This is a genomic window from Pseudomonas sp. B6001 (assembly GCF_013386015.1).
GTDB lineage: Bacteria > Pseudomonadota > Gammaproteobacteria > Pseudomonadales > Pseudomonadaceae > Aquipseudomonas.
Genome location: NZ_JACAOX010000013.1, coordinates 63,647 through 90,638, shown reverse-complemented (window position 1 = coordinate 90,638; position 26,992 = coordinate 63,647). Strand labels below are relative to the sequence as shown.

The window sequence follows — 26,992 nt, the reverse complement described above, 5'->3', positions numbered from 1 at the left end:
TGTAGCCCTTATTACCCGAAGCCTCCGCACAGGCCCGCTGAGCCAGGCCATTCACACAGGTGCCCTCCATGGATTTCAACCCGCTCGACCTTATCCTGCATCTCGACGTGTACCTCGACATGCTGGTGAGAAACTACGGAGTGTGGATCTACGCCATTCTGTTCCTGGTTATCTTTTGCGAAACCGGCCTGGTGGTCATGCCGTTTCTGCCGGGTGATTCCTTACTGTTCATCGCCGGCGCTGTTGCAGCGGGCGGCGGCATGGACCCGATATTGCTGGGCGGCCTGCTTATGCTCGCGGCCATCCTGGGTGACAGTACCAACTACGTGATCGGACGAACGGCCGGGGAACGCTTGTTCAGCAACCCCAACTCGAAGATCTTCCGCCGCGACTACCTGCAAAAAACCCACGACTTCTACGACAAGCACGGCGGCAAAACCGTGACCCTGGCGCGCTTCCTGCCGATCCTGCGGACCTTCGCACCGTTCGTCGCCGGCATCGCCAAGATGCCTTACCCGCGCTTCTTCGGTTTCAGCGTGTTCGGCACCGTCCTCTGGGTCGGCGGCCTGGTAACCCTGGGCTACTTCTTCGGCAACGTGCCATTCATCAAGAAAAACCTGTCGCTGCTGGTGGTGTTCATCATCCTGCTGTCGCTGGTACCGATGATCATCGGCGTGTTCCGCAGCCGCTTTGGCCGCAGCTCCTCCGAAGCCAAGCCGCAGTAATCTGCGATGTGGTCCCTGAGCGCCTGGCGTCGCCGGCGCCTGCTGGCCAAGCACCCGATTGCCGATGAAACGTGGCAGCGGGTGCGCCATCACCTGACCTTCCTCGACGGCATCACTGCCGAGCAAGACCAGTGGTTGCGGGAAGCCTGCGTGGTGTTCCTCGCCGAAAAACACCTCACCGCCCTGCCCGGCGTCGAACTGCACCAGGAACAACGCCTGCTGCTCGCCGCCCAGGCACAACTGCCGCTGATGAACCTCGGCGACCTCGACTGGTACCAGGGCTTCCACGAGATCGTGCTGTACCCCGACGACTTCCTCAGCCCGCAGCGCCATCGCGACGCCAGCGGCGTGGAGCACGAGTGGGACGGCGAGCACAGCGGCGAAGCCTGGCAACAGGGCCCGGTGATCCTAGCGTGGCCCGGCGTACTGGCCAGCGGCAACTGGGAAGGCTACAACCTGGTCATTCACGAACTGGCCCACAAGCTGGACATGCTCAACGGCGACGCCAACGGCCTGCCACCCCTGCACCACGACATGCGCGTGCAGGAATGGGCCAGCGTCATGCAAAGCGCCTTCGACGACCTCAACCGCCAGCTCGACCGCAACCCTGACGCCGAAACGGCCATCGACCCCTACGCCGCGGAAAACCCGGCCGAGTTCTTTGCCGTCACCAGCGAATACTTCTTCAGTGCCCCGGATTTACTGGTCAGCAGTTATCCACAGGTGTACGAGCAACTGAGCCACTTCTACCGTCAGGATCCCCTGGCGCGCCTGCACCAACTGCAGGCCGGCGACGTGCGGTATCAGACGGAACGCCAAGCGCACTACGACGTCTGACGCATGGCATCGGCGTCAGAATATGCCTATAATCGCCGCCACTTTTAGGCCAATCCGGCCATGTTCCATGGCCAACTACGGGGGCAACGCCCAATGAGCTACAGCAAGATTCCGGCTGGCAAAGACCTGCCGAACGACATCTACGTCGCCATCGAGATTCCGGCCAACCACGCGCCGATCAAATACGAAATCGACAAAGACAGCGACTGCCTGTTCGTTGACCGTTTCATGGCCACCCCGATGTTCTACCCGGCCAACTACGGTTTCATCCCCAACACCCTGGCAGACGACGGTGACCCCCTCGACGTGCTGGTCGTGACCCCTTACCCGGTTACCCCAGGCTCGGTTATTCGCGCCCGCCCGGTCGGCATCCTGAACATGACTGACGACGGCGGCGGCGATGCCAAAGTTATCGCAGTACCACACGACAAGCTGTCCCAGCTGTATGTCGACGTGAAGGAATACACCGATCTGCCGCCACTGCTGCTGGAACAGATCAAACACTTCTTCGAGAACTACAAAGACCTCGAAAAAGGCAAATGGGTGAAGATCGACGGTTGGGGCAATGCAGACGCCGCCCGCGCCGAGATCCTGAAGTCGGTCGCTGCCTACAAAGGCTGATACCGCTATTCGCTCTGAAAAAGCCCCGATTAAACGGGGCTTTTTTTGTGGGAAAAATATAAACATCCGGCTACTTTAATAAACATATTTACAGCAATTGTTTAACTAGCTTAATCAACTAGCAGAATAGTCCTGCGATAAGGAAACACCTACATACAGCAACTCAACGCATGGTTTATTTGATCTGATTTTACGGCCAGTAAACTCTGCGTTTATGAATACATCAGGTGATCGCTTAAGAGCGCTATTACGGGAAGTTCATCTTTCCGCTTCCGACTTCGCCAAGAACCGCGATGTTACGCCTCAACACGTAAACAACTGGTTCAAACGCGGCGTCCCCATGGGCCGGCTCAACGAGTTCGCAGAATTGTTGTGCGTCACCAGCCGTTGGCTGCGCACAGGCGAAGGCCCCAAACATCCACCCGCCAACTACCTGCTGGAAGGATCCGATGCAGACACCTCCCACCGTATCGCCCGCGAGACCAGCGGCAACTACATCACCCACCCGGTCTCGGGCCCGGTAAAAATCGACGTGGAGATCCCCCTCCACCCCACCTTCACCTCGACCGAAAGCATCCGCCTCTCCCTGCACACCCTTGAAGCCATCGGTGTAAGCCCGGAGCGGGCACTCGGGGCCTACATGGTCGGCAACAGCATGATCGACATCATCCAGGACGGAAGTACCCTTGCCATCGACTGTGGTCGCAAACAGATCATCGATGGCGAAATCTACGCGGTAGAGCACGACGGAATGCTGCGGATCAAATACCTCTACAACCGTCCAGGAGGTGGCCTGCGGATGCGCAGCCACAACAGCGCCGAGCATCCGGACGAGTTTTTGACCTATGAGCAGCGGCATGAGCAGAACTTTGAGATTCTGGGTTGGGTGTTCTGGTGGGCGACACTGAATAACCGCCGCCCGCCGGTGCCGCTGGATGAGCATTTATTGGGCTACGAAGGCTCTAAATCGGATCCGGAGCTGGGAAATTGAGGCGAATGTGGGTATTATCCGCCGCACATTTGGCAGGGGGTTGGCGTGAAGCCGGTCCGCCCTGCCTGGCGATGCGGAGGAGTTCCCGCTGATGCCCCTTATCATCTGGGTGCGAGCCTGGGTGAACGATTTGAAGGCTGGTGAGGTTTACCAAAAATAAGCTGAACCAGTCCCCGAGAAGCCGGCCACAAGCCGGCTTTTTAATGCCTGGAAGAAATGCGCTACACCTGCCAGGCATCGAGCTATTTGAGAACGCGCCAACCGCTCCAAGGCACGCAAGCCGTCTTTTCCATCCTCAGGACATTCGCCTGATACGTCGCTAAAAGCCCGTTCCAAGAACACGTTTCGCATACCTGTCGTTACCAACGACATAACATCAAGACGTGTCGCAGAAATCAAAATATAGCGACACGTAGTGCACGCATGTTTACACTGACGCCACGAAAGGGCGCCCTGATGAGCCCCTCTTACCTTTAGACGGATAAGTCAAAGACCGAGCCCCATCCATGACCGCATCCCACCTTCCCTGGCAGGCTGACAAGCCCTACAACCAGCTTCCCACTTTGCCACCGGCAACTGTTCTGGAAACCCATGCAGTGCTCAAACGCTGCATTGAGGCCCGCACAGCCCTGGCCGAATTGAAGCAAGCGGCTGAGCTGATCCCTAACCAGACAATGCTGATCAACACCTTTCCATTGCTGGAGGCCAAGGACAGCTCAGAGATCGAAAGTATCGTCACCACCACGGATTTGCTCTTTCAGCATGCTCAGGATGGAGATAGCCACGCAGACCCAGCGACCAAGGAAGCACTGCGCTACCGCAAAGCCCTGCAGAAAGGTTATCAATCGTTGGCCGACCGCCCACTCTCCACCGGTACTGCAGTCGAAATCTGCCGCACGCTTAAAGGCGTGAACATGGATATACGCCGGGTGCCAGGAGTCCAGCTAGCCAACGACCGAACCGGCGAGATCATCTATACCCCACCGGAAGGCGAAGATCGCTTACGTGACATGCTCGCCAACTGGGAGCGCTTCCTGCACAACGAGACCGACCTGGATCCATTAGTACGTATGGCGGTTAGTCACTATCAATTCGAAGCCATTCACCCATTCACCGACGGCAATGGCCGTACCGGGCGAGTGCTCAACACCCTGTACCTGATCCAGGAAGGCCTGCTGAATCTACCGATTCTCTACCTTAGCCGTTACATCATTGCCCATAGAGCCGATTACTACCGCCTGTTGCTTGATGTCACTCGCGAACAAGCCTGGGAGCCTTGGCTGCTGTACATGCTCAGCGCTGTGGAAGAAACAGCACGCTGGACTTGTGCAAAAATTGCCGCTATTCGCAGCCTGTCCGAGCACACCACCCAGTTTGTTCGTGAGCAGTTGCCGAAAACCTATTCCCGCGAGCTGGTAGACGTCATTTTCGAACAGCCCTACTGCCGCATCAGCAACGTCGTCGACAAACAGATTGCCCAGCGTCAAGCAGCCTCCCGTTACCTCAAAGAACTAGTCGCCATCGGCGTTCTGCAAGAGGTTCAGGTTGGCAAGGAAAAGCTCTTCATCCATCCCAAACTGATGCAGCTACTCACTCGCGACAGCAATGACTTCAAGCCATACGCCTGAGGAGACCGCTTTAATCCATGGCGATCGTCTGCCGGGATTTCCGCCCCTGAGCCAGGATGATGAGCATTTGGTCAGTAGATCGCTGACCAAATGCATCGCAACCTCAGCGTAGGCTTAAGGTCCTCACCTCGGCTGCAAACAGTCCAGCGCTCGATCCACCACCACCTTCGACATTTCCACCAAATGCATCACCGCCCGCTGTGCGCCATTCAGCGGCTCGGTCGACGCCTGGGCGGTTGCTACGGCGCAATGCAGCAACTCGGCAGCATGGGCCAGCGCATCTTCGAAACTCAGTTCGTCATCGACGGTAAACGGGTTGGGTGAAGGCTGCGCGTCCGGCGCTTTAAGGTAGTGATCGATCACTCGACGCGAGGCATCAGTGTCGCGGAGTAAGGCTTTATGGAATGCGGGTGGATCGGGGGTAACTTTGACCATGGTAAATCTCCAATCAAACATTTGGAGCCACCACTCCTCGCGACTAAACGAAGGCGGCAGCTGTACGCAGGTTAGTCGACCGGTCGATTGGAAACCCGGCGCGCCCGAGGGCGCCCTGCGCACAGCCACCATAAAAGTGCAGGCGAAAAACGGCCTGACTCATGAACTGATCGTGCGCCAATCGAATCCGGGCGACTAAACCCGATCACCGAATATGCAGTGACGGAACGCAGACTAGTCGCGGGATTTTGCTGGCGCAAGCGCTTGGAATTCTCTAGGAAACGTCCTGCAAATGAAAGGGATCAGTCTTCCTGGCCATTCCCAATCACTGCATCTTCTTGACTCTCCCCCTAAGGTCACACCTCACCCTGAAACCCCAGTTTTCAGGACCGCACCACCATGAGCCAACGCATCCTGGTCATCCTCGGCCACCCTTCCAGCACCAGCTTCTGCTCGGCCCTCACCGACACCTACATCACCTCGGCCAAAACCGCCGGTCACGAAGTGCGCGTCCTGCGCCTCGGCGACCTGACTTTCGATCCCATCCTGCACAACGGCTACAACCAAACCCAACCCCTGGAACCCGACCTGCTCAACGCCCAATCCGACATCCTGTGGGCCAATCACCTGACGTTTGTCTTCCCCATCTGGTGGGGTGGCATCCCGGCTTTGATGAAGGGCTTTATCGACCGAATTCTCCTGTCTGGTTTCGCCTTCAAATACCGCAAAGGCAAAGCCTTCCCCGACAAACTCCTGAAGGGCAGAACCGCGCACTTGCTGGTGACCCTGGACACGCCGCCGTGGTATTACAGGTGGTTCTACCGCATGCCCGCGCTGCACCAGATACGCAAGACGACGCTGGAGTTTTGTGGCATCCAGCCGATCAAGACGTTGCAGTTCGGGCCGGTGCTTGGCTCTACGCCAGCACAGCGGGAACAGTGGCTGAAACAGGCCGGCGCACTCTTTGGGAAAAGGATTTTTCATGTACATCGGCAAAGCCGCGCAACTGTCGGGCACAACCATCAAGGCGATTCGTCACTATGAGGCCATCGGCCTGTTGCCGCCGCCGCAGCGGGAAGGCCGTTATCGGATTTACTCTACGCAAAGTGTCGAGCTGCTGACGTTCATCAAGTGTGCCCAGCAGTTGGGTTTCAAGCTCAAGGAGTTGCAGGTGATTCTGGTCGGGCATCCTGGTGATGGGTTGCCCTGGGAGCTGGCGGACAAGGCAATCACCAACAAAAAGCAGGAACTGATGAAGCAAATCGAAGCGCTGCAGAAGATGCACGGGGGATTGGTCGAATTTGAGGCCAGTCTCAAGGACGCTCAGGGTCAATGCAACGCACCACCGAAAACGCCACGGCCGTCAATGAGCTGAACCGCTGTTTTACGTAGTACCGGGCAGCGGCTCGGAACAGAAAAAGCTTCGCAAGTAATGGAGTGGTTTCCGGCCGCACTGGGAAAGGTCCACTTCGAGCGCGATTGGCAATGGCGTGCTGGCGGGAAGTTGGACGGCGATTACCGGCGTGTGGGACGCCATCAAGCAAGCGCAGGAGATCTTCAAGGACGCCGGCAAGCTGTTTGAAAGCCTGGGGGCGACAGCCAGCGAATCGATGGAGCTGGCGAGTACTGCGCCAAAGGTTATGGAACAGGCGATCCTGCTGGCCAGTGATGAGGCGGCGCTGTACCTGATGTGCGCATCTGACTGGACAGTGAGCCGAATAGCTCACACAATCGGCTCACCAAATGAGCCGAATAAGCCTTCTATTCGGCTCACATACCGAGCATGCCTCTATGGATCACCCGAACTGGATCTGGCAACAACCGGACTGGCCGCACTTTCACTGGCAACCAGAGCGCCTTGCAGCGTTGTTGCGAGAGTGCACGCAGGTGCAAGGAAAGTTGCTGGGCATGCTCGGTTCGGTCAGCCAGGCACAGAGTTCAGAGAATGAACTGGATGCGTTGCTGCAAAACATTCTGACCTCCTCGGCAATCGAGGGTGAGCAACTGAATATGGGTTCCGTACGTTCCTCTTTGGCCCGACGCCTGGGCCTGGAGCAATTGCAAGACGGCTCAGTGAGCCGACGCAGCGAGGGTCTGGCTGACTTGATGCTGGACGCCACGCAACAGTTTGCTCAACCGTTTACCCTCACCCGTCTATTTAACTGGCATCGGTGGTTGTTTCCCGCCGAGGAGGCCCGCTTTTCCACCCACGGCTTGAACGTAGGCGCGCTAAGGGGAGATGAGCCCATGCAGGTTGTGTCGGGACGACTGGACCGACCCACTGTGCATTTCGAGGCCCCACCCCGCCAAGGGCTAGAGCAGTCGCTGGACGATTTCATCGAATGGTTTGAAGCCAGCCGGAATCATGCGGCCCTTGACCCATTGCTGCGCGCAGGCCTGGCGCATTTCTGGTTCGTCACCCTGCATCCCTTCGATGATGGTAATGGTCGTCTGACGCGGGCGATTACCGACCTCGCGCTTGCCCAGGCAGAGCATCAAGCGATCCGCTTCTACGCGATGTCGGCGAGCATCCTTGAAGACCGGGCGGGCTATTACCGTGCACTGGAAACCAGTCAAAAGGCCACGCTGGATATCACCGATTGGCTTGAGTGGTTCCTGCAAACGCTGCTTCGTAGCTTGCAGCAGGCCATGGTGCGGATTGACCGGGTGCTGGGCAAAACCCGCTTCTGGCAGCAGCATCGGGACCACGCACTCAGCGCCGAACAGACCAAAGTCTTGAATCGCCTGCTCGACGGTGGCGAAAAGGGCTTTGAGCACGGGATCAGCGCCGCCCAGTATCAGGCAGTGGCCAAAGTGTCCAAGGCCACGGCGACCCGACATCTGGCCGATCTTCTGGAAAAAAACTGCCTGGTTCGGCTACCCGGCGGCGGCCGCAGCACCCGCTATCAAATCAACACCCAAGGCGATTGATTTACAAGGCAAATCCCCCCACTCATTTGCCCCAATCCCCCATGTCTGCTAGTGTCGCGCCGGTTTACCGTCTACCGGAATAGCCGCCATGGCCCGCAAAAAAGTTGCACTCGATTTCGAACAATCCCTCGCCGACCTGCAAACCCTGGTCGAGCGTATGGAGAACGGCGAGTTGTCGCTGGAAGACTCGTTGACCGCATTCGAGCAAGGCATCGGCCTGACCCGCGACTGCCAGAGCGCCCTGGCGCAGGCGGAGCAGAAGGTCCAGGTGTTGCTGGAACGCGATGGGGAGTTGGCCGAAGAACCTTTCGATGCGGAACAGCCTGAATGATCGACGCTTATCAGGCCGGCAGCCAGGCCCGGGTCAATGCTGCGCTGGATCCGCTGTTTGTCGCGCCCAGCCCTGAGCTGAACCGCCTGTATGAGGCCATGCGCTACAGCGTGATGAACGGTGGCAAGCGCGTTCGCCCGTTGCTCGCCTATGCGGCCTGTGAAGCCCTCGGCGCCCAGGCGGAGGAAGCCAACGGCGCCGCCTGTGCGGTGGAGTTGATCCACGCTTACTCCCTGGTACACGACGATTTGCCGGCAATGGACGACGACGATCTGCGTCGCGGCCAACCCACTACCCATAAAGCCTTTGATGAAGCCTGCGCGATTCTCGCCGGTGACGGCCTGCAAAGCCTGGCGTTCAGCGCCCTGCTGGACCCGCGCCTGAGCAGCGTCAACGCCGAGATCCGTCTGCGCATGGTTACCGCGCTGGCGCTGGCCGCAGGGCCTGCCGGCATGGTCGGCGGCCAGGCGATTGACCTGGGTTCGGTCGGTTTGAAGCTCGATCAACAAGCCCTGGAATACATGCACCGCCACAAGACCGGCGCGCTGATCGAGGCCGCCGTGCACCTCGGCGCCCTGGCCAGTGGCCGTGCCGAAGCTGCGCAACTGGCGGCGCTGCAAACCTACGCGCGGGCCATCGGCCTGGCGTTCCAGGTGCAGGACGATATTCTCGACGTTGAAAGCGATACCGCGACCCTCGGCAAGCGCCAGGGTGCTGATATCGCACGGGACAAGCCGACTTATCCTTCGCTTCTCGGGCTGGAAGCCGCCAAGGCGTACGCCCTGGAGCTGCGGGACCAGGCCCTGGATGCCCTGCGACCTTTCGACGCGGCTGCCGAGCCACTGCGTGACCTGGCGCGGTATATCGTCGAACGTCGCCACTGACAACAGCGGCCTTTTCCACCGCATATCAGCCAAGTTCGGCGCTCTGCGTGGGCAGTTTGCGATGCTTGAGGTAAACTGCCGCCTCTTCTATACCTATAACGATTCGCCTGATGCCCACGACGTTTCAAGAGATTCCCCGCAAGCGCCCGGCCACGCCCCTGCTGGACCGTGCCAACACGCCAGCCGGCCTGCGCCGCCTGGGTGAAGCCGAGCTGGAAACCCTGGCCGATGAGTTGCGCCTGGAATTGCTCTACACGGTCGGCCAGACCGGTGGGCATTTCGGTGCCGGCCTGGGCGTCATCGAGCTGACCATTGCGCTGCATTACGTATTCGACACTCCGGACGACCGGCTGGTGTGGGACGTGGGTCATCAGGCCTATCCGCACAAGATTCTCACCGGACGCCGCGAGCGCATGGCCACACTGCGCCAGAAGGATGGCATCGCCGCCTTCCCGCGCCGCTCCGAGAGCGAGTACGACACCTTTGGCGTCGGCCACTCCAGCACCTCTATCAGTGCAGCGTTGGGCATGGCGATTGCCGCCCGCCTGCAAAACAGCGATCGCAAGGCGATTGCGGTGATCGGTGATGGCGCGTTGACCGCCGGCATGGCCTTCGAGGCGCTGAACCACGCGCCGGAAGTGGACGCCAACATGCTGGTGATCCTCAACGACAACGACATGTCGATCTCGCGCAATGTCGGTGGCCTGTCGAATTACCTGGCAAAAATCCTCTCCAGCCGCACTTACGCCAGCATGCGTGAAGGCAGCAAGAAGGTGCTCTCGCGTCTGCCCGGCGCGTGGGAAATTGCCCGTCGTACCGAAGAATATGCCAAGGGGATGCTGGTTCCCGGCACCCTGTTCGAAGAGCTGGGCTGGAACTACATCGGCCCGATCGACGGCCATGACCTGCCAACCCTGATCGCCACCCTGCGCAACATGCGTGACCTTAAAGGCCCGCAGTTCCTGCATATCGTGACCAAGAAAGGCAAAGGCTTCGCCCCGGCGGAAGTCGACCCGATTGGTTACCACGCGATCACCAAGCTGGAACCGCTGAACGCCCCGGCCGCCGCGCCGAAGAAGCCCAGCGGGCCAAAGTATTCCGGTGTGTTCGGCGAATGGCTGTGTGACATGGCCGCCGCCGACCCGCGCCTGGTGGGCATCACCCCGGCGATGAAGGAAGGTTCCGACCTGGTGGCGTTCAGCGAGCGTTTCCCGCTGCGCTATTTCGACGTGGCCATCGCCGAGCAACACGCGGTGACCTTCGCCGCGGGCATGGCCTGTGAAGGCGCCAAGCCGGTAGTCGCGATCTACTCTACGTTCCTGCAACGCGGTTATGACCAGTTGATTCATGACGTCGCGGTGCAGAACCTCGACGTACTGTTCGCCATCGACCGTGCGGGCCTGGTGGGCGAAGACGGCCCGACCCATGCCGGCAGCTTCGACCTCTCGTACCTGCGCTGCATCCCCGGCATGCTGGTGATGACCCCGAGCGACGAGAACGAACTGCGCAAGATGCTCAGCACCGGCCACCTGTACAACGGCCCGGCGGCTGTGCGCTATCCGCGGGGGAATGGTCCGAATGCGGTGATCGAAAAGGACCTTGAGCCTATCGAAATCGGCAAGGGTATCGTCCGCCGCCAGGGCAGCGGCGTTGCCTTGCTGGTGTTCGGCGTGCAATTGGCTGAAGCCTTGAAAGTGGCCGAGAAGATCGACGCCACGGTGGTAGACATGCGTTTCGTCAAGCCACTGGACGAGGCCTTGGTGCGCGAGATCGCCGGCAGCCATGAGCTGCTGGTGACCCTCGAAGAAAACGCCATCATGGGCGGCGCCGGTGCGGCAGTCAGTGAGTTCCTGGCACGGGAGAATATCCTCAAGTCGGTGCTGCACCTGGGCCTGCCGGATGTGTATGTCGAGCATGCCAAGCCGGCGCAGATGCTGGCCGAGTGCGGGCTGGATGAATCCGGGATTGAAGCTTCGGTTCGTCAGCGCATGGCCCTGCTGGGCCTGTAGAAACGCGATTAAAAATGTGGGAGCGGGCTTGCTCGCGAAAGCGCTGGGTCAGTCGACAGATGCATTGACTGACACTGCGCCTTCGCGAGCAAGCCCGCTCCCACATTTGTTTTATGCCAACTTCAAATGCTACGGACAGCCCATGAACCGCCTTCGCCTCGCCCTGCCCCTTCTGTTACTGCCCGCCACCGACCTGCTCGCCGACAGTTTCGATCGCGACCAAGCCCTCAAGCTGCCCGACGTGGTGATCAGCGCCAACCGCCAGGTCCAGGCGCGCAACGACAGCAGCGCCGCCAACACCGTCTTCACCCGCGACGACATCGACCGCCTGCAACCCACCAGCGTGACCGACTTGCTCAGCCGCGTGCCCGGCGTGCAGGTTTCACAGGCCGGTGGCCGTGGCAGCCTGGCAAGCGTCTACATTCGTGGCACCAAGTCGGCCCAGAGCCTGGTGCTGGTCGACGGCCAGCGCATCGGCAACTCGACTTCCGGCGACAGCAACCTGCAGCACCTGAACATCCAGCAGATCGAACGCGTGGAAGTCCTGCGTGGTTCGCGCTCGGTGATCTACGGCAGCGATGCGATTGGCGGGGTGATCCAGATTTTCACCCGGCGTGGTAACGAGTCCGGCCTGCAACCCCGCCTGCATGTGGGATTTGGCAGCAACCAGACGTGGGAACGCAGCCTGGGCTTGTCCGGCGGCGATGCGCAAACTCGCTTCAACCTCGGCGCCAGCCTGGATGACACGGCCGGAATCAATCGCACGTACGACTCCTATCCCAGCGACCGTGACCATGACGCCTATCGCAACCAGGCCATCAGTTTCAGCCTGAGCCATGCCTTCAACGATGACCTCGAAGCGGGTGTGAACGTGCTGGATAACCGCGGCAAAAGCGAATTCGACAACCCGTTCGGTCGCTTCGATTCGACCACCTTCCAAAGCTTCCAGCAAAAGCCCTACACCCACTTCAACGTGAGCAGTGTCAGCACCTATGTTGACGCGCGTATCAATGACACGTGGAAGTCCCGGCTGGAAGCGGGCCACAGCGAAAACCGCGAAGAAACCCGGGACAAGCTCAGCACCGAACGCAGCGTGTTCAACACTTACCGCAACTCACTGAACTGGCAGAACGACCTGACCCTCAATGAGCAGAACAGCCTGATACTGGGCGGCGACTGGTACGAGGACCAGGTCAACAGCAGCACAGCGTTCGCCGAAGACAGTCGCTGGAATCGAGCGGCGTTTATCCAGCACCGTTTTCAAGCCCAGTCCTTTTCCACTGAACTGGGCCTGCGTCGCGACGATAACCAACAGTTCGGCGGCCACAATAGTTGGAGCGGCACCTTCACCCTGCCGCTGAACCCGGACAATGATCTGTTGCTGAGCTACAGCGAAGGCTTCCGCGCGCCTACGTTCAACGACCTCTACTACCCGGACGAATTCGGCTTCAAAAACAGTAACCCGAACCTCAAGCCCGAGACATCGAAAAGCTACGAAGTGCAATGGCGCAGCCAGCTCAGCGACAGCAGCCGACTGGAAGCCTCGCTGTACCGCACCGATATTCAGGATGCGATCGTGTTTGCCAGCAACGGCCCGCAAAACGTCAGCGCCGCACGCATCAACGGCTTCGAGGCAGCGCTCAAGCAAGAACTGTTCGGCTGGCAAAGCAGCCTCGCCGTTGCATTGATCGACCCACGCGACCGCGACACCGGGCGCACACTGGCGCGTCGAGCCCGGCGCACCCTGAGCCTGGACCTGGATCGCCAATTCGATCAATTCGGCGTCGGCGCCAGCTGGCAAGCGGTGAGCAGCAGCTACGACGATGCGGTGAACCAGCAACGCCTGGGCGGGTATGGCTTGCTGGGGCTACGGGGCAGTTGGGCGGTGAACCATGAAGTCACGCTGGAAATGAAGCTCGATAACCTGCTGAACAAGGACTACAGCCGGGCGCTGTATCAGTATCAAGGCCAGCAATATGGCTATCGGGAGGAAGGCCGGGCGCTGATGTTCGGGGTGACCTGGACGCCGGAACTCTAAGTCGTCTGCACCGGCCTCATCGCGGGCAAGCCCGGCTCCCACAGGGGACCGTGCTTATCCAGACGACTCGGTCAAATGTGGGAGCTGGCGTGCCTGCGATAGCGGTCTCACAGCCCCGGTGCAATCACCTGACACAACCGCGCCACCGCCTGCAGCATCTGCCCGCTGGGCCGTTCCAGGCCCTTGTCAGGCACCACCAGCAAACGCCCGCCAGCCACCGCCGCCACCTGGGGCCAGGCTTTCCAGGCATCCAGCTGCGCTTGATCGCCCGCCAGAATCACCTCGGGATTACGCTGCAACACCGACTCAATGCTGACCTGCGGTGCCGGTAATTTCAGGTCATCGAACACATTGCGCGCGCCGCACACACTCAGCGCATCGCTGATGATCTGCCCGCCACCCACGGTGTACAGCGGCTGGTTCCACACCTGATAAAACACCCGCAACGGCTCGGCCCGGTGATAGCGCGAGCGCAATTCGGCCAAGCGCTGACGCAACTGCGCGGCCAATTGCCGGCCGGCGTCATCCCGCCCGAGTTGCCGGGCAATGGTTTCGACCTGTGAGGTGAGTTGTTCGAGGCTGTGGGGTTCGGCGACAAATACCGGGATGTTCAGGCGTTGCAGCTGTTCACGCTGGCCCGGGCCGACGCTGCCGGGCCAAAGCAGGATCAGGTCGGGCTTGAGGCTGAGCAGCCGCTCCATGTCCAACTGCCCGTAGTTGCCCACAGACGGCACGTTCGCCAACGCCTGTGGCCGCTCGCCGCCATCCAGCACGCCCACCAGCAAATCGGCGGCCCCCAGTTCAACGACGATTTCAGACAACGAAGGCGCAAGGCTGACCACCCGCTCGACCGCCGCAGCCTGGGCCGCGACAACCAGCAGCCACACCGCCAGCCAGACGCGCATCAACCCAACTGGCGCGGGATGCGGTAGAGGTAGAACAGCACCAGGGTCGACAGTGCCAACAGAAACAGCGGCACCGCTTCCAGCCCGACAAACACCGCCAGCGCGCCGACCCAGGCCGGCAGTGCAGCCACCAGCAACGCCACACGACGGCGGGCCGCGAGGGTGATCCAGGCAACCGGTTCTTCAGGGGTATCGAGGGCTTTGCCGGTGGCGATCAGCGCGTGTTTATAGCCATGAAAGTAACGCAGGCTGACAAACATCGAGGCTACGCCGGCGATAAAAAACGGCATCGCCAGCACCGGCAGCAAAGGCTCGGCCTTGCCAAACACGAGGTTGATCACAAACAACGGCGCCAGCGCCAACGCCAGGTATTGCCACCAGTTAAACGACAGCCGCCGCTTGACCTGGCCGCGCGTCACGCCCGATCGGCCTCGCCCTGGTGCTCGTTGCCCATCATGTGGTCGAGCTTGCTGGCCTTGGTGGCCAGGTAGAGCTTGTTGTGCGGGTTGTGGCCGGTGTGCAGCGGCACGCGCTCGGCGACGGTGATGCCCATGTCGGTCAAGGCTTTGACCTTGCGCGGGTTGTTGGTCATCAGCCGCAGGGATTTGACGCCCAGGTGCTGGAGCATCGGCAGGCAGATCCCATAGTCGCGCTGGTCAGCGGCAAAACCGAGGCGCTCGTTGGCTTCCACAGTGTCGGCGCCGCCATCTTGCAGCTCATAGGCGCGGATCTTGTTCAGCAGGCCAATGCCACGGCCTTCCTGACGCAGGTACAGCAACACGCCACGGCCTTCGCGGGCGATGGCCTGCAGGGCGGCTTCCAGTTGCGAGCCGCAGTCACAGCGCTGGCTGAACAGCGCATCGCCGGTCAGGCACTCGGAGTGCACGCGACCGAGGACCGGGGCACCGTCCGCCACGTCACCGAGGCTGAGAACAACGTGTTCGCGCCCGGTGGCTTCTTCAAGAAAGCCATTCATGGTGAACGTGGCAAAAGGGGTTGGCAGCTTGGAAGCGGCGACGAAAACGACGGGCACCTTGTGCTCCTGATTTCAGATTTCACAGGGGAGGGATTGTAACAGTAGGTTCCTACAGACGCTTAAGCTGAATTATCGCTGATAAAGATCAATAGGTTCGATTGGCCTTCAGCTTGGTTCTATGCCTTTCAGAAATGTTGATAGCCACGAATGGCCGGCGTGACGTCCTGGCCAGACGCATCCAGCAGGGTAACGCCCTGCCCCGCCTCGACCCGGCCGATTACATGGACCGGTACACCGGCGGCCAACAGCGGCGCCAGTTCGGCGGGCGGCAAGGTGAACGCCAGTACGTAGTCGTCCCCCCCGCTCAACGCGGCCACCCGGGCATCCGCCTCACCGACGAACGCCAGCAAGGCGGCGGACAACGGCAGTTTTTGCTGCTCGATCAACAAGCTGACAGCCGACGCCTTGGCGATATGCCCGCAATCAGCTAAAAGGCCGTCGGAAATATCCATGGCAGACGTGGCCTTGCCCCGCAACGCCAAGCCCAGCGCCAACTGCGGTTGCGGCGACCAGTAATGGGCCAGCAGCGGCTCGGCGATAGCCGCCTCCGCCGTGCGCTGCCCCAGGACCAGCGGCAAGGCGCCCGCTGCGTTACCCAGCTCACCGCCCACACACAGCAAGTCGCCGGGCCGCGCGCCGCTGCGGGTCAAGGCCTGGCCCGCCGGCACCCGGCCAAACACGGTCATGGTCAGGCTCAGCGGCCCACGGGTGGTGTCGCCACCTACCAGAACCACGCCACAACCCTGCGCCATGGCGTTCAAGCCCTGGGCATAGCGTTGCAGCCAATCGGCATCAACCGTCGGGGTGGTGAGGGCAAGGGTAAACGCGAGGGGATTGGCGCCCATGGCTGCCAGGTCGCTGACTGCCACGGCCAGCGAGCGCTGGCCGAGCAGAAACGGATCGCAGGGGTCGGCAAAATGCACGCCGGCCACCAGGGTATCGGTAGAAATCGCCAGCTGTTCCCCGGGAGGAACAGCCAGCAAGGCGCAGTCGTCGCCAATCCCCAGTGCAATGCCTTCGCCGCCCTGCGCACAGGGCGCGGCGGCGAAGTAGTTGCGGATCAGCTCAAACTCGCCCATTGCGTCAGCAAGCGCCAGTTAGCGCTTGTACGCCTTCACTTCGGCTTCACGCAGGCGCGGGGCCAGCTTGTCGAGCACGCCGTTGACGAACTTGTGACCGTCGGTGGAACCGTAGACTTTCGCCAGTTCGATCCCTTCGTTGATCACAACGCGGTAAGGCACGTCGACGCGCTTGAGCAGTTCCCAGGTGGACAGGCGCAGTACGGCCAGTTCAACCGGGTCCAGCTCTTCGATCGCCAGGTCCAGGCACGGCGTCAGTGCAGCGTCGATCTCGGCCAGGTTGGCCGGAACACCGTGCAGGATGTCGTGGAAGTAGCTGGCATCGGCCGCGCTGAAATCGTTGTCGACGCGAAACTGCGCCTCGATTTCGTTCAGCGAGGTTTTCGCCATGTGGCGCTGGTACAAAGCCTGGGTCGCGAGCTGGCGGGCCGAACGACGCTTTTCGCTTTTCGATGGCTTGCCGGCGTCTGCCGGGCGCGGGTCCTGGGGGTTGAACTGATCGCTGTCGTCGCTAATCACTTGGCCTCCAACTGCGCCAGCAGGCTGACCATTTCCAGGGCGGACAGGGCAGCTTCAGCACCTTTGTTGCCGGCCTTGGTGCCGGAACGCTCGATGGCTTGTTCGATGGAATCAACGGTCAGCACGCCAAAGGCGACCGGCACGCCGAACTCCATGGACACCTGGGCCAGGCCCTTGGTGCATTCGCCAGCCACGTATTCGAAGTGCGGAGTGCCGCCACGAATGACCGCGCCCAGGGCGATGATCGCCGCGTATTCACCCTGCTGTGCAACTTTCTGCGCAACCAGTGGAATTTCGAAGGCGCCAGGAGCGCGGATGATAGTGATGTCGCTTTCGCTCACACCGTGGCGAACCAGGGCATCCACGGCACCGCTTACCAGGCTTTCAACCACGAAGCTGTTGAAGCGGCCAACCACCAGGGCATAGCGGCCTTTGGGGGCGATGAAGGTACCTTCGATGGTCTTCAGGGTCATTCGACAAATCTCTTAAAGAGCCGGGACGCGCTTAGTGCGCGCCCCTCAGTGATATTTGAACCGCGAACAAGGGGCAAACAACGCCGGCCTTTATTCGGAGGGCACGTATTCTACTACTTCCAGGTCGAAACCGGATATGGCATTAAATTTCATTGGCGCACTCATCAGGCGCATTTTGCGCACGCCCAGGTCCCGCAGGATCTGCGAACCGGCCCCGACGATGCTGTAGGTGGTCGGTTTTTTCACCGGCGCGTGGTCGGCGGTTTCGCGGATATGCGCCAGCAGCACGTCGCCATCCAGCGGATGGCCCAGCAGCAATACAACACCGCTGCCGGCCTCGGACACCGCGGACATCGCGGCCCGCAGGCTCCAGCGCCCCGGCTGCTTGACCATCAGCAGGTCCCGCAGCGGGTCCATGTTGTGCACCCGCACCAGGGTTGGCTCTTCAGCGCAGATGGTGCCCAGGGTCAGGGCCATGTGCACGTCGCCTTCCACGGAATCACGATAGGTCACCAGGTTGAACTGGCCCAGTTCGCTGTCCAGCGGCTGCTCGGCAATCCGCTGAACGGTACGTTCGTGGATCATCCGGTAGTGGATCAGGTCGGCAATGGTGCCGATCTTGATGTTGTGCAGCGCGGCAAATTCTTCCAGCTCGGCGCGACGGGACATGGTGCCGTCGTCGTTCATCACTTCGCAGATCACACCGCTCGGCTCGAAACCGGCCATGCGCGCCAGGTCGCAGGCCGCTTCGGTGTGGCCGGCGCGAGCCAGGGTGCCACCCGGCTGGGCCATCAGCGGGAAGATGTGGCCCGGGCTGACGATGTCTTCGGCCTTGGCGTCTTTCGCGGCAGCGGCTTGTACGGTGCGGGCGCGGTCAGCAGCGGAGATGCCAGTGGTGACACCGGTGGTGGCTTCGATGGACACGGTGAACTTGGTGCCAAACCCGGAACCATTGCGCGGCGCCATCAACGGCAGCTTCAGCAGCTCGCAGCGCTCGCGGCTCATCGGCATGCAGATCAGGCCACGGGCGTGCTTGGCCATGAAGTTGATGTGTTCCGGCTGGCAGCACTCGGCGGCCATGATCAGGTCGCCTTCATTCTCGCGGTCTTCGTCATCCATGAGGATGACCATCTTGCCTTGGCGGATGTCTTCAACCAGTTCTTCGATGCTGTTGAGCGCCACGCGGCACCCCCTTGGGTCAGGATTTAAGGTAGCCGTTAGCGGCTAAAAAACTTTCAGTGATGTTCCCGGCGGGCCCTTGAAGAGAGTCAGACTCTGCGGCCTTATCGCCCAACAACAGGCGCTCCAGGTAACGGGCAAGCAAGTCGACTTCCAGGTTCACCCGGCGACCCGGCTGGTACGACGCCATGATGGTTTCGCTCAGGGTGTGGGGAATGATGGTCAGTTCAAATTCGGCGCCATTCACGGCGTTCACCGTCAGGCTGGTGCCGTCGACGGTGATCGAGCCTTTGTGGGCGATGTACTTGGCCAGCTCTTTCGGTGCGCGAATGCGAAATTCCACGGCACGCGCGTTTTCGCTGCGGGCAACCACTTCGCCGACCCCGTCGACGTGGCCGCTGACCAGGTGCCCACCGAGGCGGGTGGTCGGGGTCAGGGCTTTTTCCAGGTTCACCGGGCTGCCGCTCTTGAGGTCGTTCATCGCGGTGCAGTCCAGGGTTTCCCGGCTGACATCGGCGGCAAAGCCGTTGCCAGGCAACTCGATGACGGTCAGGCACACACCGCTGACGGCGATGCTGTCGCCCAGTTTGACGTCGCTCAGGTCGAGCTTGCCGGTTTCAACCAGCAGGCGTACATCGCCGCCTTTTGGGGTCATTGCACGGATGCTGCCGATGGATTCGATAATGCCGGTGAACATGCCGTTCTCCTGAAGACGTGGCGCAGGCCGGGAATTATACGCTCGCTGATGGCAGAGGGATGGCAGTGACTCTCCAGTCATCGCCAACAGCGCGCATTTCAGTGATCTTGAGTTGGGGGGCGTCGGCCAGTTTCTCAAGCGGCCAGTCCAGCAAAGGCCGGGCGGCAGAGCCAAGAAACTTGCCGGCGACGAATATCACGTACTCGTCCACCAGCCCTTGCTGGGCGAAGGCACCCGCCAGGCTTGGGCCGGCTTCCACCAACACTTCGTTGACACCACGGGCCGCCAGGGCCACCAGCGCGGAACGCAGGTCGACCTGGCCGTCGACACCCGGCACCACCAGGCACTCGGGGCCTGTGGGGTACTGGTTGTCCGGCGTCACGCAGGTGATGACCAGCGCGGGGCCAGCCTTGAAGAACGGCGTATTCAGCGGCACCCGCAGGCGGCCGTCGATCAGCACACGCAGCGGCGGACGGGACATCGCCAGGGCGGTGGTTTCTTCATCCAGACCCAGTTCGGCGGCGCGCACGGTCAGGCGAGCACCATCGGCCAGCACCGTGTCGGCGCCGGTCAGCACCACACTGGCCTGGGCACGCAGGCGCTGTACATCGGCACGGGCGGCCGGGCCGGTGATCCATTGGCTTTCGCCGTTGGCCATCGCGGTGCGACCGTCCAGGCTCATGGCCAACTTGACCCGCACAAACGGCAGGCCATGCTCCATGCGCTTGAGAAAGCCCGGGTTAAGCGCCCGCGCTTCGTTTTCCAGCAAGCCGCTGTGGGTCTCGATCCCGGCCTGGGCCAGGCGGCGCATGCCACGCCCGGCGACTTCCGGGTTCGGGTCCTGCATTGCCGCAACCACACGGGCCAGGCCGGCATTCACCAAGGCATCGGCGCACGGCGGCGTGTGCCCGTGGTGGCTGCACGGTTCAAGGGTCACGTAGGCCGTGGCGCCCCGGGCTTTGTCGCCCGCTGCCCGCAGGGCATGGACTTCCGCATGGGGTTCGCCGGTGCGCACGTGCCAGCCTTCGCCGACAACCTGCCCGTCACGCACGATCACGCAGCCAACCCGGGGGTTGGGGTGGGTGGTGTACAGGCCCTTGCGCGCCAGTTCCAGGGCACGGGCCATGTAATGGGCGTCGAGTACCGCTTGTTCTGCCGAAGGTGGGTTCATTCTTTTACCGGCTCACGGGCCAGGCGGTCGATCTCTTCGCGGAACTCGTTGAGGTCCTGGAAGCGTCGATACACCGAGGCGAAACGGATATAGGCGACTTCGTCGAGCTTTTGCAGCTCGCCCATCACCAGTTCTCCAACCACCAGGGATTTGACTTCGCGCTCGCCGGTGGCGCGCAGCTTGTGCTTGATATGCACCAGTGCCGCTTCCAGCCGCTCGACACTCACCGGGCGTTTTTCCAGGGCGCGCTGCATTCCGGCGCGCAGTTTTTCTTCGTCGAAAGGCTGGCGACTGCCGTCGGTCTTGATCAGACGTGGCAATACCAGTTCGGCGGTTTCGAAGGTGGTGAAACGTTCACCGCAGCCAGAGGCCAGGCATTCACGCCGGCGACGCACCTGTTCGCCCTCGGCGACCAGACGCGAGTCAATGACCTTGGTGTCGTTGGCACCGCAGAAGGGACAGTGCATGGTGGCAGGCAACAAAAAATGGGAGGGCCATGGTAGCGCATCCCTGTGGCAAGACAAGCCATAGCCTTTACGGTATATAGGCTGACTATTATGTTTCATATTTTTTAAGCCACGGATTTTGTCCTTTCTGGAGCCGTACATGCAGTTACGACCACTTGTTTTGCTCACGTTGCTCGGTTTTCTGGTCGCCTGCAGCAGCCATGCCCCAAAACCTGCGGCGCCGGCTCCGGCACCGCAACAAGAGAAAAAACTGCCGGGCGTGGAAGAAGATCTCGGCCCGTTGCCCGCCTACCAGCGTGAAGTCAGCGGCCAATTGAACGGTATACCGGCGGGTGCCGAAGTCGAACTGGCGCTGCTGGTGATCGACGACCGTTCGCGCCCGCAACAACTGCTGGCCAGCAGCGTGCTGATCGGCAACAACAAGCCTCTGGCCTTCCGCCTGCGCTTCAACCCGCAAGCGTTCCCGGCGGGCGGGCGCGTTGAATTGCGTGGTCGCGCCAGCCAGTCCGGCCAGTTGATCCTGCACCTGCCGCCGGTGCGCATCACCCAGGCGATCACCCAGACCACCGGGCCGCTGCAACTCGTTCCCGCACCATGACGCCACCGCTGGGCCTGCAACGCGCACTGAGCGAACTGATCGGCGACGCCCAACTGGTGCCCTGCCCGCTGCCGGGCACCGAGTTGTCGCTGTGGTTACTGGACGCCGACAACATGGACCGCGCCTTCAGCCCCGAAGAAACCCGGCGCATCCTGCATGAGCCGCCGTACTGGAGCTTTTGCTGGGCCAGTGGCCTGGCGCTGGCGCGATATCTGGCGGCCAACCCCGAGTGGGTCGCGGGTAAGCGGGTGCTGGATTTCGGCGCAGGTTCGGGTGTTGCCGGGATTGCCGCGGTAAAGGCCGGAGCGCTGGAAGTGGTGGCGTGCGACCTGGATCCGCTGGCCCTGGCTGCCTGCCGGGCGAATGCCGAACTCAACGGCGTAACACTGGGCTATTCAGAAGACTTCTTCACCGAAGCCGACCGGTTTGACCTGATCCTGGTCGCCGATGTGCTATACGACCGGGCGAACCTGCCGCTGCTGGATCAATTCCTGACACGCGGCCGCGAAGCGCTGGTCGCCGATTCCCGGGTTCGGGACTTCCAGCACCCGGAGTATCAGCGCCTGGGTATCCTCGACGCCCTGACACTGCCCGACCTGGCCGAGCCGTGGGAGTTTCGCAAGGTGAGCCTGTACCATTCGCAGCGCGCTTGAGAGCATCGCGGGCAAGCCCGCTCCCACATTTGAAATGCATTCCCCTGTGGGAGCTGGCTTGCCTGCGATTGCGATCCTGAGACCGCCCCGCTTTCAGCTAACCCCACCAACCCTTATAGTTGCCCCATCCCCTGCTTTCTTCGAGATTCCCCATGAGTGAGCCCACGCCGTACATCTTCGATGCCACCACCGCCACCTTCGATCAGGCGGTGATCCAGAACTCCTTCGAAAAACCCGTGCTGGTGGATTTCTGGGCCGAGTGGTGCGCGCCGTGCAAGGCGTTGATGCCGATGCTCGCGCAGATTGCCGAGAGTTATCAGGGTGAGTTGCTGCTGGCCAAGGTCGATTGCGATGCCGAGCCGGACGTGGTCTCGCGCTTTGGCATTCGCAGCCTGCCGACCGTGGTGCTGTTCAAGGATGGCCAGCCAGTGGATGGGTTTGCCGGTGCGCAGCCTGAATCCGCCGTGCGCGCGATGCTGGAGCCCCATGTGCAGATGCCACCACCGGCGGCTGCCGATCCACTGGAGCAGGCCCAGGCGCTGTTTGCCGAAGGCCGTATCACCGACGCCGAGGCCGTGCTGGTCACCCTGCTTGGCGAAGACAACACCAACGCCGCCGCGCTGATCCTGTACGCACGCTGCCTGGCCGAGCGCGGTGAACTGGGCGAAGCGCAAACCGTGCTCGACGCCGTCAAGAGCGATGATCACAAGGCCGCACTGGCCGGCGCCAAGGCGCAGATCACTTTCCTGCGCCAGGCCGCCGACCTGCCGGACGCCGCAGACCTGAAAGCCCGCCTGGCGCAAAACCCGCAGGATGACGAGGCGGTGTACCAACTGGCCGTGCAACAACTGGCGCGCCAGCAATACGACGCCGCGCTGGATGGCTTGCTCAAGCTGTTCATCCGCAACCGCAGCTACAGCGAAGGCCTGCCCCACAAGACGCTGTTGCAGGTGTTCGAACTGCTCGGCAACGATCACCCGCTGGTCACCGTATACCGCCGCAAGCTGTTCGCCGCGCTTTACTGATCGTTACTCGATCCAACTGTACAGCGGCGTATCCCCGCCGCTGGCTACCTTGACCTTGGCGCTATGGCGCAGGCGCACCAGCAGGCGCTTGCCCGCCGAGGCGCTGCCGGCCAGGCCTTCCAACTGATCAAGCAATTCCAGGCCGTTGAGTTGCCCGGCCTTGCGCAGTAAATCCTGGGCGGCCTGCCACAGGCTCTCGTCCAGGTTACCCGCCGCCGGCGTCACTACCGGTTCCGCACTCGGGGTTTTGCTGGCCTGCAACTGCGCGCCCAACTGGGCCCAATCGCCGTCATCCAGCTCCAGGGTCAAGTCCACCGGCAGGTCACCGACGGTTCCACGAATTCTCAACATCGCACTTACTCCCGCACTTTTCTGACGAGCATGCTCCCACGCGTCTTGCGCTACGCCAAGCGGGCGGTCAAACTCCTAGCAAAATTGTTATAAGATCACATAACAAAACTTTCATCTTTGTCCGGGAGCTCCACCATGCGCCGTTTGCTGCTCGCTTTGCCGTTTGCCCTGTTGCCACTGGCCATCGCCCACGCTGCCGACGAGCACGACCATGATCACGAGCACGGCAGCCTCGGTGCCCACGAACACGGCGTGGGTCGCCTCAATGCGGTGCTCGACGGCCAGGCCCTGGAGCTGGAACTGGACAGCCCGGCGATGAACCTGGTGGGCTTCGAACACCTCGCTACAACGTCCGCCGACAAAGCCAAGGTCGCCGCTGCCCGCAAACAACTTGAACAACCTTTGGTGCTGTTCAGCCTGCCCAAGGCCGCCGGTTGCGTGATCAGCACCCAGGAACTGAACAGCCCGCTGTTCGGCGACAAGCCTGAAGCCGACCACGATGAAGACGATGACGACCACGCCACCGATGGCAAAGGCGCCGCCGCCCACGAACATCACCACGACCACAGCGAAATCCACGCTCACTACCAGTTCACTTGCGGCACGCCGACCGCCCTGAGCAACCTCGACCTGACCCAGGTGTTCAAGACCTTCCCCGCCACCCAGAAAATTCAGGTACAACTCATTGGCCCGAGCGGCCAGCAGGGTGTGGAAGCGACTGCCACAGCAGCCACCCTGAAATTCTGATGTAAACACCACACTGTAGGAGCTGGCTTGCCTGCGATGCAGACGCCGCGGTGCTCCAGAAACACCGCGGTGATGCCATCGCAGGCAAGCCAGCTCCTACCGTTGATCGGTGTCATCATCCAAATCGAGCCAGACCACTGACCTCCCTATGACCCAAGCACTTATCGAACTGTCTGACCTGGGCTTCAATTGGCCCGGTCACCCACAGTTGCTGGACATCCCCACGTTCCGCCTGGAGCCGGGGGAAACCCTGTTCCTCAAGGGCCCCAGCGGCAGTGGCAAGACCACCCTGCTCGGCCTGTTGGGCGGTGTGCAAAAGCCCAGCCGGGGCAGCATCCGCCTACTGGGCCAGGAACTGACCGAACTCTCGGCCGGCGCCCGCGACCGTTTCCGGGTCGACCACACCGGCTACATCTTCCAGCAGTTCAACCTGTTGCCGTTTCTCTCGGTGCGCGAGAACGTCGAGTTGCCCTGCCACTTTTCACCGTTACGGGCACAGCGGGCAATCCAGCGTCACGGCAGCGTCGACCAGGCTGCCGCGACCTTGCTCGCCCACCTGGGCCTGAAGGACAAGAGCCTGCTGGAGCGCCGCGCCGACTCCCTGTCCATCGGCCAACAACAACGGGTGGCCGCTGCCCGTGCGCTGATCGGCCAGCCGGAGCTGGTGATCGCCGACGAGCCGACCTCGGCCCTGGACTACGACGCCCGGGAAGCCTTCATTCAGTTGCTGTTCGCCGAATGCCGCGAAGCAGGCGCCAGCCTGTTGTTCGTCAGCCATGACCAGAGCCTGGCGCCGCTGTTCGACCGCAACCTGTCGCTGGCCGAACTCAATCGCGCCGCCACGCCCGCAGAGGTTTGAGATGTATTTGTTTCGACTAGCCATGGCCAGCCTGGCTAACCGCCGCTTTACCGCGATCCTCACCGCCTTCGCCATCGCCCTGTCGGTGTGCCTGTTGCTGGCGGTGGAACGGGTACGCACCGAAGCCCGCGCCAGCTTCGCCAGCACCATCAGCGGCACCGACCTGATCGTCGGCGCGCGCTCCGGCTCGGTGAATTTGCTGCTGTATTCGGTGTTCCGCATCGGCAACGCCACCAACAACATTCGCTGGGACAGCTACGAACACTTCGCGGCCAACCCGCAGGTAAAATGGGCGATCCCGATTTCCCTCGGCGACTCCCACCGTGGCTACCGCGTGATGGGCACCAACGAATCCTATTTCGAACACTACCAATACGGCCGCCGGCAGAACCTGGAACTGGCCAGCGGCCGCGCCTTCGCCACCGATCCATTCGAAGTGGTGCTCGGCGCCGAAGTGGCCGACGCGCTGCATTACAAGCTCGGCGACAAGCTGGTGCTGGCCCACGGCGTGGCGTTAGTCAGCCTGGTCAAGCACGACGACAAGCCGTTCACCGTGGTCGGCATTCTCAAGCGCACCGGCACTCCGGTGGACCGCACACTGCATATCAGCCTCGGCGGCATGGAAGCGATTCACATCGACTGGCACAACGGCGTGCCGGCCCAGGGCAAAGGCCGGATCAGCGCCGACCAGGCTCGCAACATGGACCTGACGCCCCAAGCCATCACCGCGTTCATGCTCGGCTTGAACAACAAGATCTCCACCTTCGCCCTGCAACGGGAGATCAACGAATTCCGTGGCGAGCCGATGCTGGCGATCCTGCCGGGCGTGGCGCTGCAAGAGCTGTGGAGCATGATGGGCACGGCTGAAAAAGCGCTGTTCGTGATCTCGCTGTTCGTGGTACTGACCGGTTTGATCGGCATGCTCACCGCGATCCTCACCAGCCTCAACGAGCGCCGCCGGGAAATGGCAATCCTGCGTTCGGTGGGCGCACGGCCCTGGCATATTGCGACCTTGCTGATCTTCGAAGCCTTCGCCCTGGCATTGTCGGGCGTGATCGCCGGCGTCGGGCTGCTGTATGTGTGCATCGCCGCGTCGCGCGGGTATTTGCAGGCCAATTACGGCCTGGACCTGCCGCTGTCGTTGCCGAGCGAATATGAATGGACCCTGCTCGGCGGTATTCTCGTCGCAGCCCTGCTGATGGGCAGCGTGCCGGCCTGGCGCGCCTACCGGCAATCGTTGGCCGACGGCCTGTCGATACGTTTATGAGGAAGCTGTTGATGCGTCGCGTCGTGCTTGCGTTGTTGCTGTTGGTGGCCCTGCCCGTGTGGGCTGAAGACCAGCCCAAGGACCTGTCGTGGCAGGAGATGATCCCGCCGGACGCGCCGCCGGAAATCCCCAACATGAAACCGCTGCACGACTTGTCGGGCATGGCCGATGCGTTGTCGGTGGAGTCAGCGCCGGCCGCCAAGCAGGACCTGCCCAACGCGCCGGTCGTACAAAGCCTGGACGGCAAGCACATCCGCCTGCCGGGTTATATCGTGCCGCTGGAAGTCAGCGAAGAAGGTCGCACCACGGAGTTCCTGCTGGTGCCGTATTTCGGCGCGTGCATCCATGTACCGCCACCGCCGTCGAACCAGATCGTGCATGTCAAAAGCGAAGTCGGCGTGAAGCTCGACGAGTTGTATCAACCGTACTGGATCGAAGGCCAGATGCAGGTCAAACCGTCCAGCAGTGAACTGGCCGATGCCGGCTACCAGATGGATGCCGACAAGATCTATGTGTACGAGTTGCAGGAATAACCC

General features: G+C 61.5%; 31 protein-coding genes. 19 read left to right on the top strand and 12 right to left on the bottom strand.

Going from position 1 to position 26,992, the window contains the following annotated elements; all coding sequences use genetic code 11:
• Nucleotides 1-68 precede the first annotated feature (68 nt).
• From HX821_RS14670 to fic, 5 genes are all read left to right on the top strand, one after another.
• A complete protein-coding gene (locus HX821_RS14670; RefSeq protein ID WP_177008861.1) occupies nt 69-725 on the top strand; it encodes a DedA family protein in 657 nt (218 codons plus the stop codon).
• 6 nt (nt 726-731) lie between these two features.
• Nucleotides 732-1,562 carry a zinc-dependent peptidase gene (locus tag HX821_RS14665; protein WP_008436519.1) on the top strand — a complete coding sequence of 277 codons (831 nt, stop codon included), beginning with the start codon at nt 732-734 and terminating at the stop codon, nt 1,560-1,562.
• Nucleotides 1,563-1,655: 93 nt separating this feature from the next.
• A complete protein-coding gene (gene ppa, locus HX821_RS14660) occupies nt 1,656-2,183 on the top strand; it encodes an inorganic diphosphatase (RefSeq protein ID WP_003219382.1) in 528 nt (175 codons plus the stop codon).
• 214 nt (nt 2,184-2,397) lie between these two features.
• Complete coding sequence (locus HX821_RS14655) at nt 2,398-3,174, top strand: XRE family transcriptional regulator (RefSeq protein WP_177021485.1); 777 nt, start codon at nt 2,398-2,400, stop codon at nt 3,172-3,174.
• A 506-nt stretch (nt 3,175-3,680) separates the two neighbouring features.
• A complete protein-coding gene (gene fic, locus HX821_RS14650; protein WP_177035958.1) occupies nt 3,681-4,802 on the top strand; it encodes a protein adenylyltransferase Fic in 1,122 nt (373 codons plus the stop codon).
• Nucleotides 4,803-4,925: 123 nt separating this feature from the next.
• On the opposite strand, the gene HX821_RS14645 is transcribed toward fic, so the two are convergent.
• Complete coding sequence (locus HX821_RS14645; protein ID WP_003219377.1) at nt 4,926-5,237, bottom strand: DUF6124 family protein; 312 nt, start codon at nt 5,235-5,237, stop codon at nt 4,926-4,928.
• Nucleotides 5,238-5,636: 399 nt separating this feature from the next.
• Here HX821_RS14645 and HX821_RS14640 point away from each other — a divergent pair, with 399 nt between their 5' ends.
• The 7 genes from HX821_RS14640 to HX821_RS14610 all read left to right on the top strand — a co-directional run bounded on the left by HX821_RS14640 (nt 5,637) and on the right by HX821_RS14610 (nt 13,430).
• A complete protein-coding gene (locus tag HX821_RS14640) occupies nt 5,637-6,281 on the top strand; it encodes an NAD(P)H-dependent oxidoreductase (protein WP_177035957.1) in 645 nt (214 codons plus the stop codon).
• Entirely contained in the window at nt 6,220-6,612 is a 393-nt protein-coding gene (locus HX821_RS14635; RefSeq protein WP_087692355.1) for a MerR family transcriptional regulator, read from the top strand. The genes HX821_RS14640 and HX821_RS14635 overlap by 62 nt, the downstream gene beginning before the upstream one ends.
• Before the next feature lie 416 nt (nt 6,613-7,028).
• Nucleotides 7,029-8,168, top strand: a complete 1,140-nt coding sequence (locus tag HX821_RS14630) for a Fic family protein (RefSeq protein ID WP_177035956.1) — start codon at nt 7,029-7,031, stop codon at nt 8,166-8,168.
• Nucleotides 8,169-8,256: 88 nt separating this feature from the next.
• Nucleotides 8,257-8,499: an exodeoxyribonuclease VII small subunit gene (locus HX821_RS14625; RefSeq protein ID WP_003209964.1), complete on the top strand. Its 243-nt coding sequence runs from the start codon at nt 8,257-8,259 to the stop codon at nt 8,497-8,499.
• Nucleotides 8,496-9,383: a (2E,6E)-farnesyl diphosphate synthase gene (gene ispA / locus HX821_RS14620; RefSeq protein ID WP_008436503.1), complete on the top strand. Its 888-nt coding sequence runs from the start codon at nt 8,496-8,498 to the stop codon at nt 9,381-9,383. The genes HX821_RS14625 and ispA overlap by 4 nt, the downstream gene beginning before the upstream one ends.
• Before the next feature lie 110 nt (nt 9,384-9,493).
• Entirely contained in the window at nt 9,494-11,392 is a 1,899-nt protein-coding gene (dxs, locus tag HX821_RS14615) for a 1-deoxy-D-xylulose-5-phosphate synthase (RefSeq protein WP_177035955.1), read from the top strand.
• Between the two features lie 142 nt (nt 11,393-11,534).
• Nucleotides 11,535-13,430 (top strand): TonB-dependent receptor domain-containing protein, encoded by a 1,896-nt coding sequence (locus tag HX821_RS14610; RefSeq protein WP_177035954.1) that lies wholly within the window; start codon nt 11,535-11,537, stop codon nt 13,428-13,430.
• Between the two features lie 107 nt (nt 13,431-13,537).
• Here the strand turns inward: HX821_RS14610 and HX821_RS14605 are convergent, their stop codons facing one another.
• The 10 genes from HX821_RS14605 to nrdR form a co-directional block, all read right to left on the bottom strand.
• Complete coding sequence (locus tag HX821_RS14605; RefSeq protein ID WP_177035953.1) at nt 13,538-14,335, bottom strand: cobalamin-binding protein; 798 nt, start codon at nt 14,333-14,335, stop codon at nt 13,538-13,540.
• A complete protein-coding gene (locus tag HX821_RS14600; protein WP_177035952.1) occupies nt 14,335-14,754 on the bottom strand; it encodes an MFS transporter in 420 nt (139 codons plus the stop codon). Before HX821_RS14600 ends, HX821_RS14605 begins: the two co-directional genes overlap by 1 nt.
• Nucleotides 14,751-15,368, bottom strand: a complete 618-nt coding sequence (gene ribA, locus HX821_RS14595; protein ID WP_003209983.1) for a GTP cyclohydrolase II — start codon at nt 15,366-15,368, stop codon at nt 14,751-14,753. Before ribA ends, HX821_RS14600 begins: the two co-directional genes overlap by 4 nt.
• A 128-nt stretch (nt 15,369-15,496) precedes the next feature.
• Nucleotides 15,497-16,450 (bottom strand): thiamine-phosphate kinase, encoded by a 954-nt coding sequence (thiL, locus tag HX821_RS14590; RefSeq protein WP_087692351.1) that lies wholly within the window; start codon nt 16,448-16,450, stop codon nt 15,497-15,499.
• Between the two features lie 18 nt (nt 16,451-16,468).
• Entirely contained in the window at nt 16,469-16,969 is a 501-nt protein-coding gene (gene nusB / locus HX821_RS14585; RefSeq protein ID WP_003209985.1) for a transcription antitermination factor NusB, read from the bottom strand.
• On the bottom strand, nt 16,966-17,442 hold the full coding sequence (gene ribE / locus HX821_RS14580; RefSeq protein WP_003209986.1) for a 6,7-dimethyl-8-ribityllumazine synthase: 477 nt from the start codon (nt 17,440-17,442) through the stop codon (nt 16,966-16,968). Before ribE ends, nusB begins: the two co-directional genes overlap by 4 nt.
• Before the next feature lie 90 nt (nt 17,443-17,532).
• Entirely contained in the window at nt 17,533-18,624 is a 1,092-nt protein-coding gene (gene ribBA, locus HX821_RS14575; RefSeq protein ID WP_003209987.1) for a bifunctional 3,4-dihydroxy-2-butanone-4-phosphate synthase/GTP cyclohydrolase II, read from the bottom strand.
• Nucleotides 18,625-18,640: 16 nt separating this feature from the next.
• Entirely contained in the window at nt 18,641-19,318 is a 678-nt protein-coding gene (locus tag HX821_RS14570; RefSeq protein WP_003209988.1) for a riboflavin synthase, read from the bottom strand.
• Nucleotides 19,319-19,352: 34 nt separating this feature from the next.
• Nucleotides 19,353-20,489: a bifunctional diaminohydroxyphosphoribosylaminopyrimidine deaminase/5-amino-6-(5-phosphoribosylamino)uracil reductase RibD gene (gene ribD, locus HX821_RS14565; protein ID WP_177035951.1), complete on the bottom strand. Its 1,137-nt coding sequence runs from the start codon at nt 20,487-20,489 to the stop codon at nt 19,353-19,355.
• A complete protein-coding gene (gene nrdR / locus HX821_RS14560; RefSeq protein ID WP_003209990.1) occupies nt 20,486-20,956 on the bottom strand; it encodes a transcriptional regulator NrdR in 471 nt (156 codons plus the stop codon). Before nrdR ends, ribD begins: the two co-directional genes overlap by 4 nt.
• Nucleotides 20,957-21,095: 139 nt before the next feature.
• Between nrdR and HX821_RS14555 the strand changes: the two genes are divergently transcribed.
• The 3 genes from HX821_RS14555 (at nt 21,096) to trxA (ending at nt 23,232) form a co-directional block, all read left to right on the top strand.
• Nucleotides 21,096-21,554 carry a YbaY family lipoprotein gene (locus HX821_RS14555; protein ID WP_003209991.1) on the top strand — a complete coding sequence of 153 codons (459 nt, stop codon included), beginning with the start codon at nt 21,096-21,098 and terminating at the stop codon, nt 21,552-21,554.
• On the top strand, nt 21,551-22,207 hold the full coding sequence (locus tag HX821_RS14550) for a methyltransferase (RefSeq protein WP_087692350.1): 657 nt from the start codon (nt 21,551-21,553) through the stop codon (nt 22,205-22,207). Before HX821_RS14555 ends, HX821_RS14550 begins: the two co-directional genes overlap by 4 nt.
• Nucleotides 22,208-22,359: 152 nt before the next feature.
• Nucleotides 22,360-23,232, top strand: coding sequence for a thioredoxin (trxA, locus tag HX821_RS14545; protein ID WP_003209995.1), 873 nt, complete (start codon nt 22,360-22,362; stop codon nt 23,230-23,232).
• Between the two features lie 3 nt (nt 23,233-23,235).
• On the opposite strand, the gene HX821_RS14540 is transcribed toward trxA, so the two are convergent.
• Nucleotides 23,236-23,583, bottom strand: coding sequence for a hypothetical protein (locus HX821_RS14540; RefSeq protein WP_087692349.1), 348 nt, complete (start codon nt 23,581-23,583; stop codon nt 23,236-23,238).
• A gap of 135 nt (nt 23,584-23,718) precedes the next feature.
• On the opposite strand from HX821_RS14540, the gene HX821_RS14535 reads away from it, so the two are divergent.
• The 4 genes from HX821_RS14535 (at nt 23,719) to HX821_RS14520 (ending at nt 26,989) form a co-directional block, all read left to right on the top strand.
• Nucleotides 23,719-24,330: a DUF2796 domain-containing protein gene (locus HX821_RS14535; protein WP_177035950.1), complete on the top strand. Its 612-nt coding sequence runs from the start codon at nt 23,719-23,721 to the stop codon at nt 24,328-24,330.
• A gap of 148 nt (nt 24,331-24,478) precedes the next feature.
• Nucleotides 24,479-25,189, top strand: a complete 711-nt coding sequence (locus HX821_RS14530) for an ABC transporter ATP-binding protein (protein WP_177035949.1) — start codon at nt 24,479-24,481, stop codon at nt 25,187-25,189.
• Between the two features lies 1 nt (nt 25,190).
• Nucleotides 25,191-26,456, top strand: coding sequence for an ABC transporter permease (locus HX821_RS14525; RefSeq protein WP_177035948.1), 1,266 nt, complete (start codon nt 25,191-25,193; stop codon nt 26,454-26,456).
• Between the two features lie 11 nt (nt 26,457-26,467).
• On the top strand, nt 26,468-26,989 hold the full coding sequence (locus tag HX821_RS14520) for a DUF3299 domain-containing protein (protein WP_008436468.1): 522 nt from the start codon (nt 26,468-26,470) through the stop codon (nt 26,987-26,989).
• The last annotated feature ends 3 nt before the right edge of the window (nt 26,990-26,992 follow it).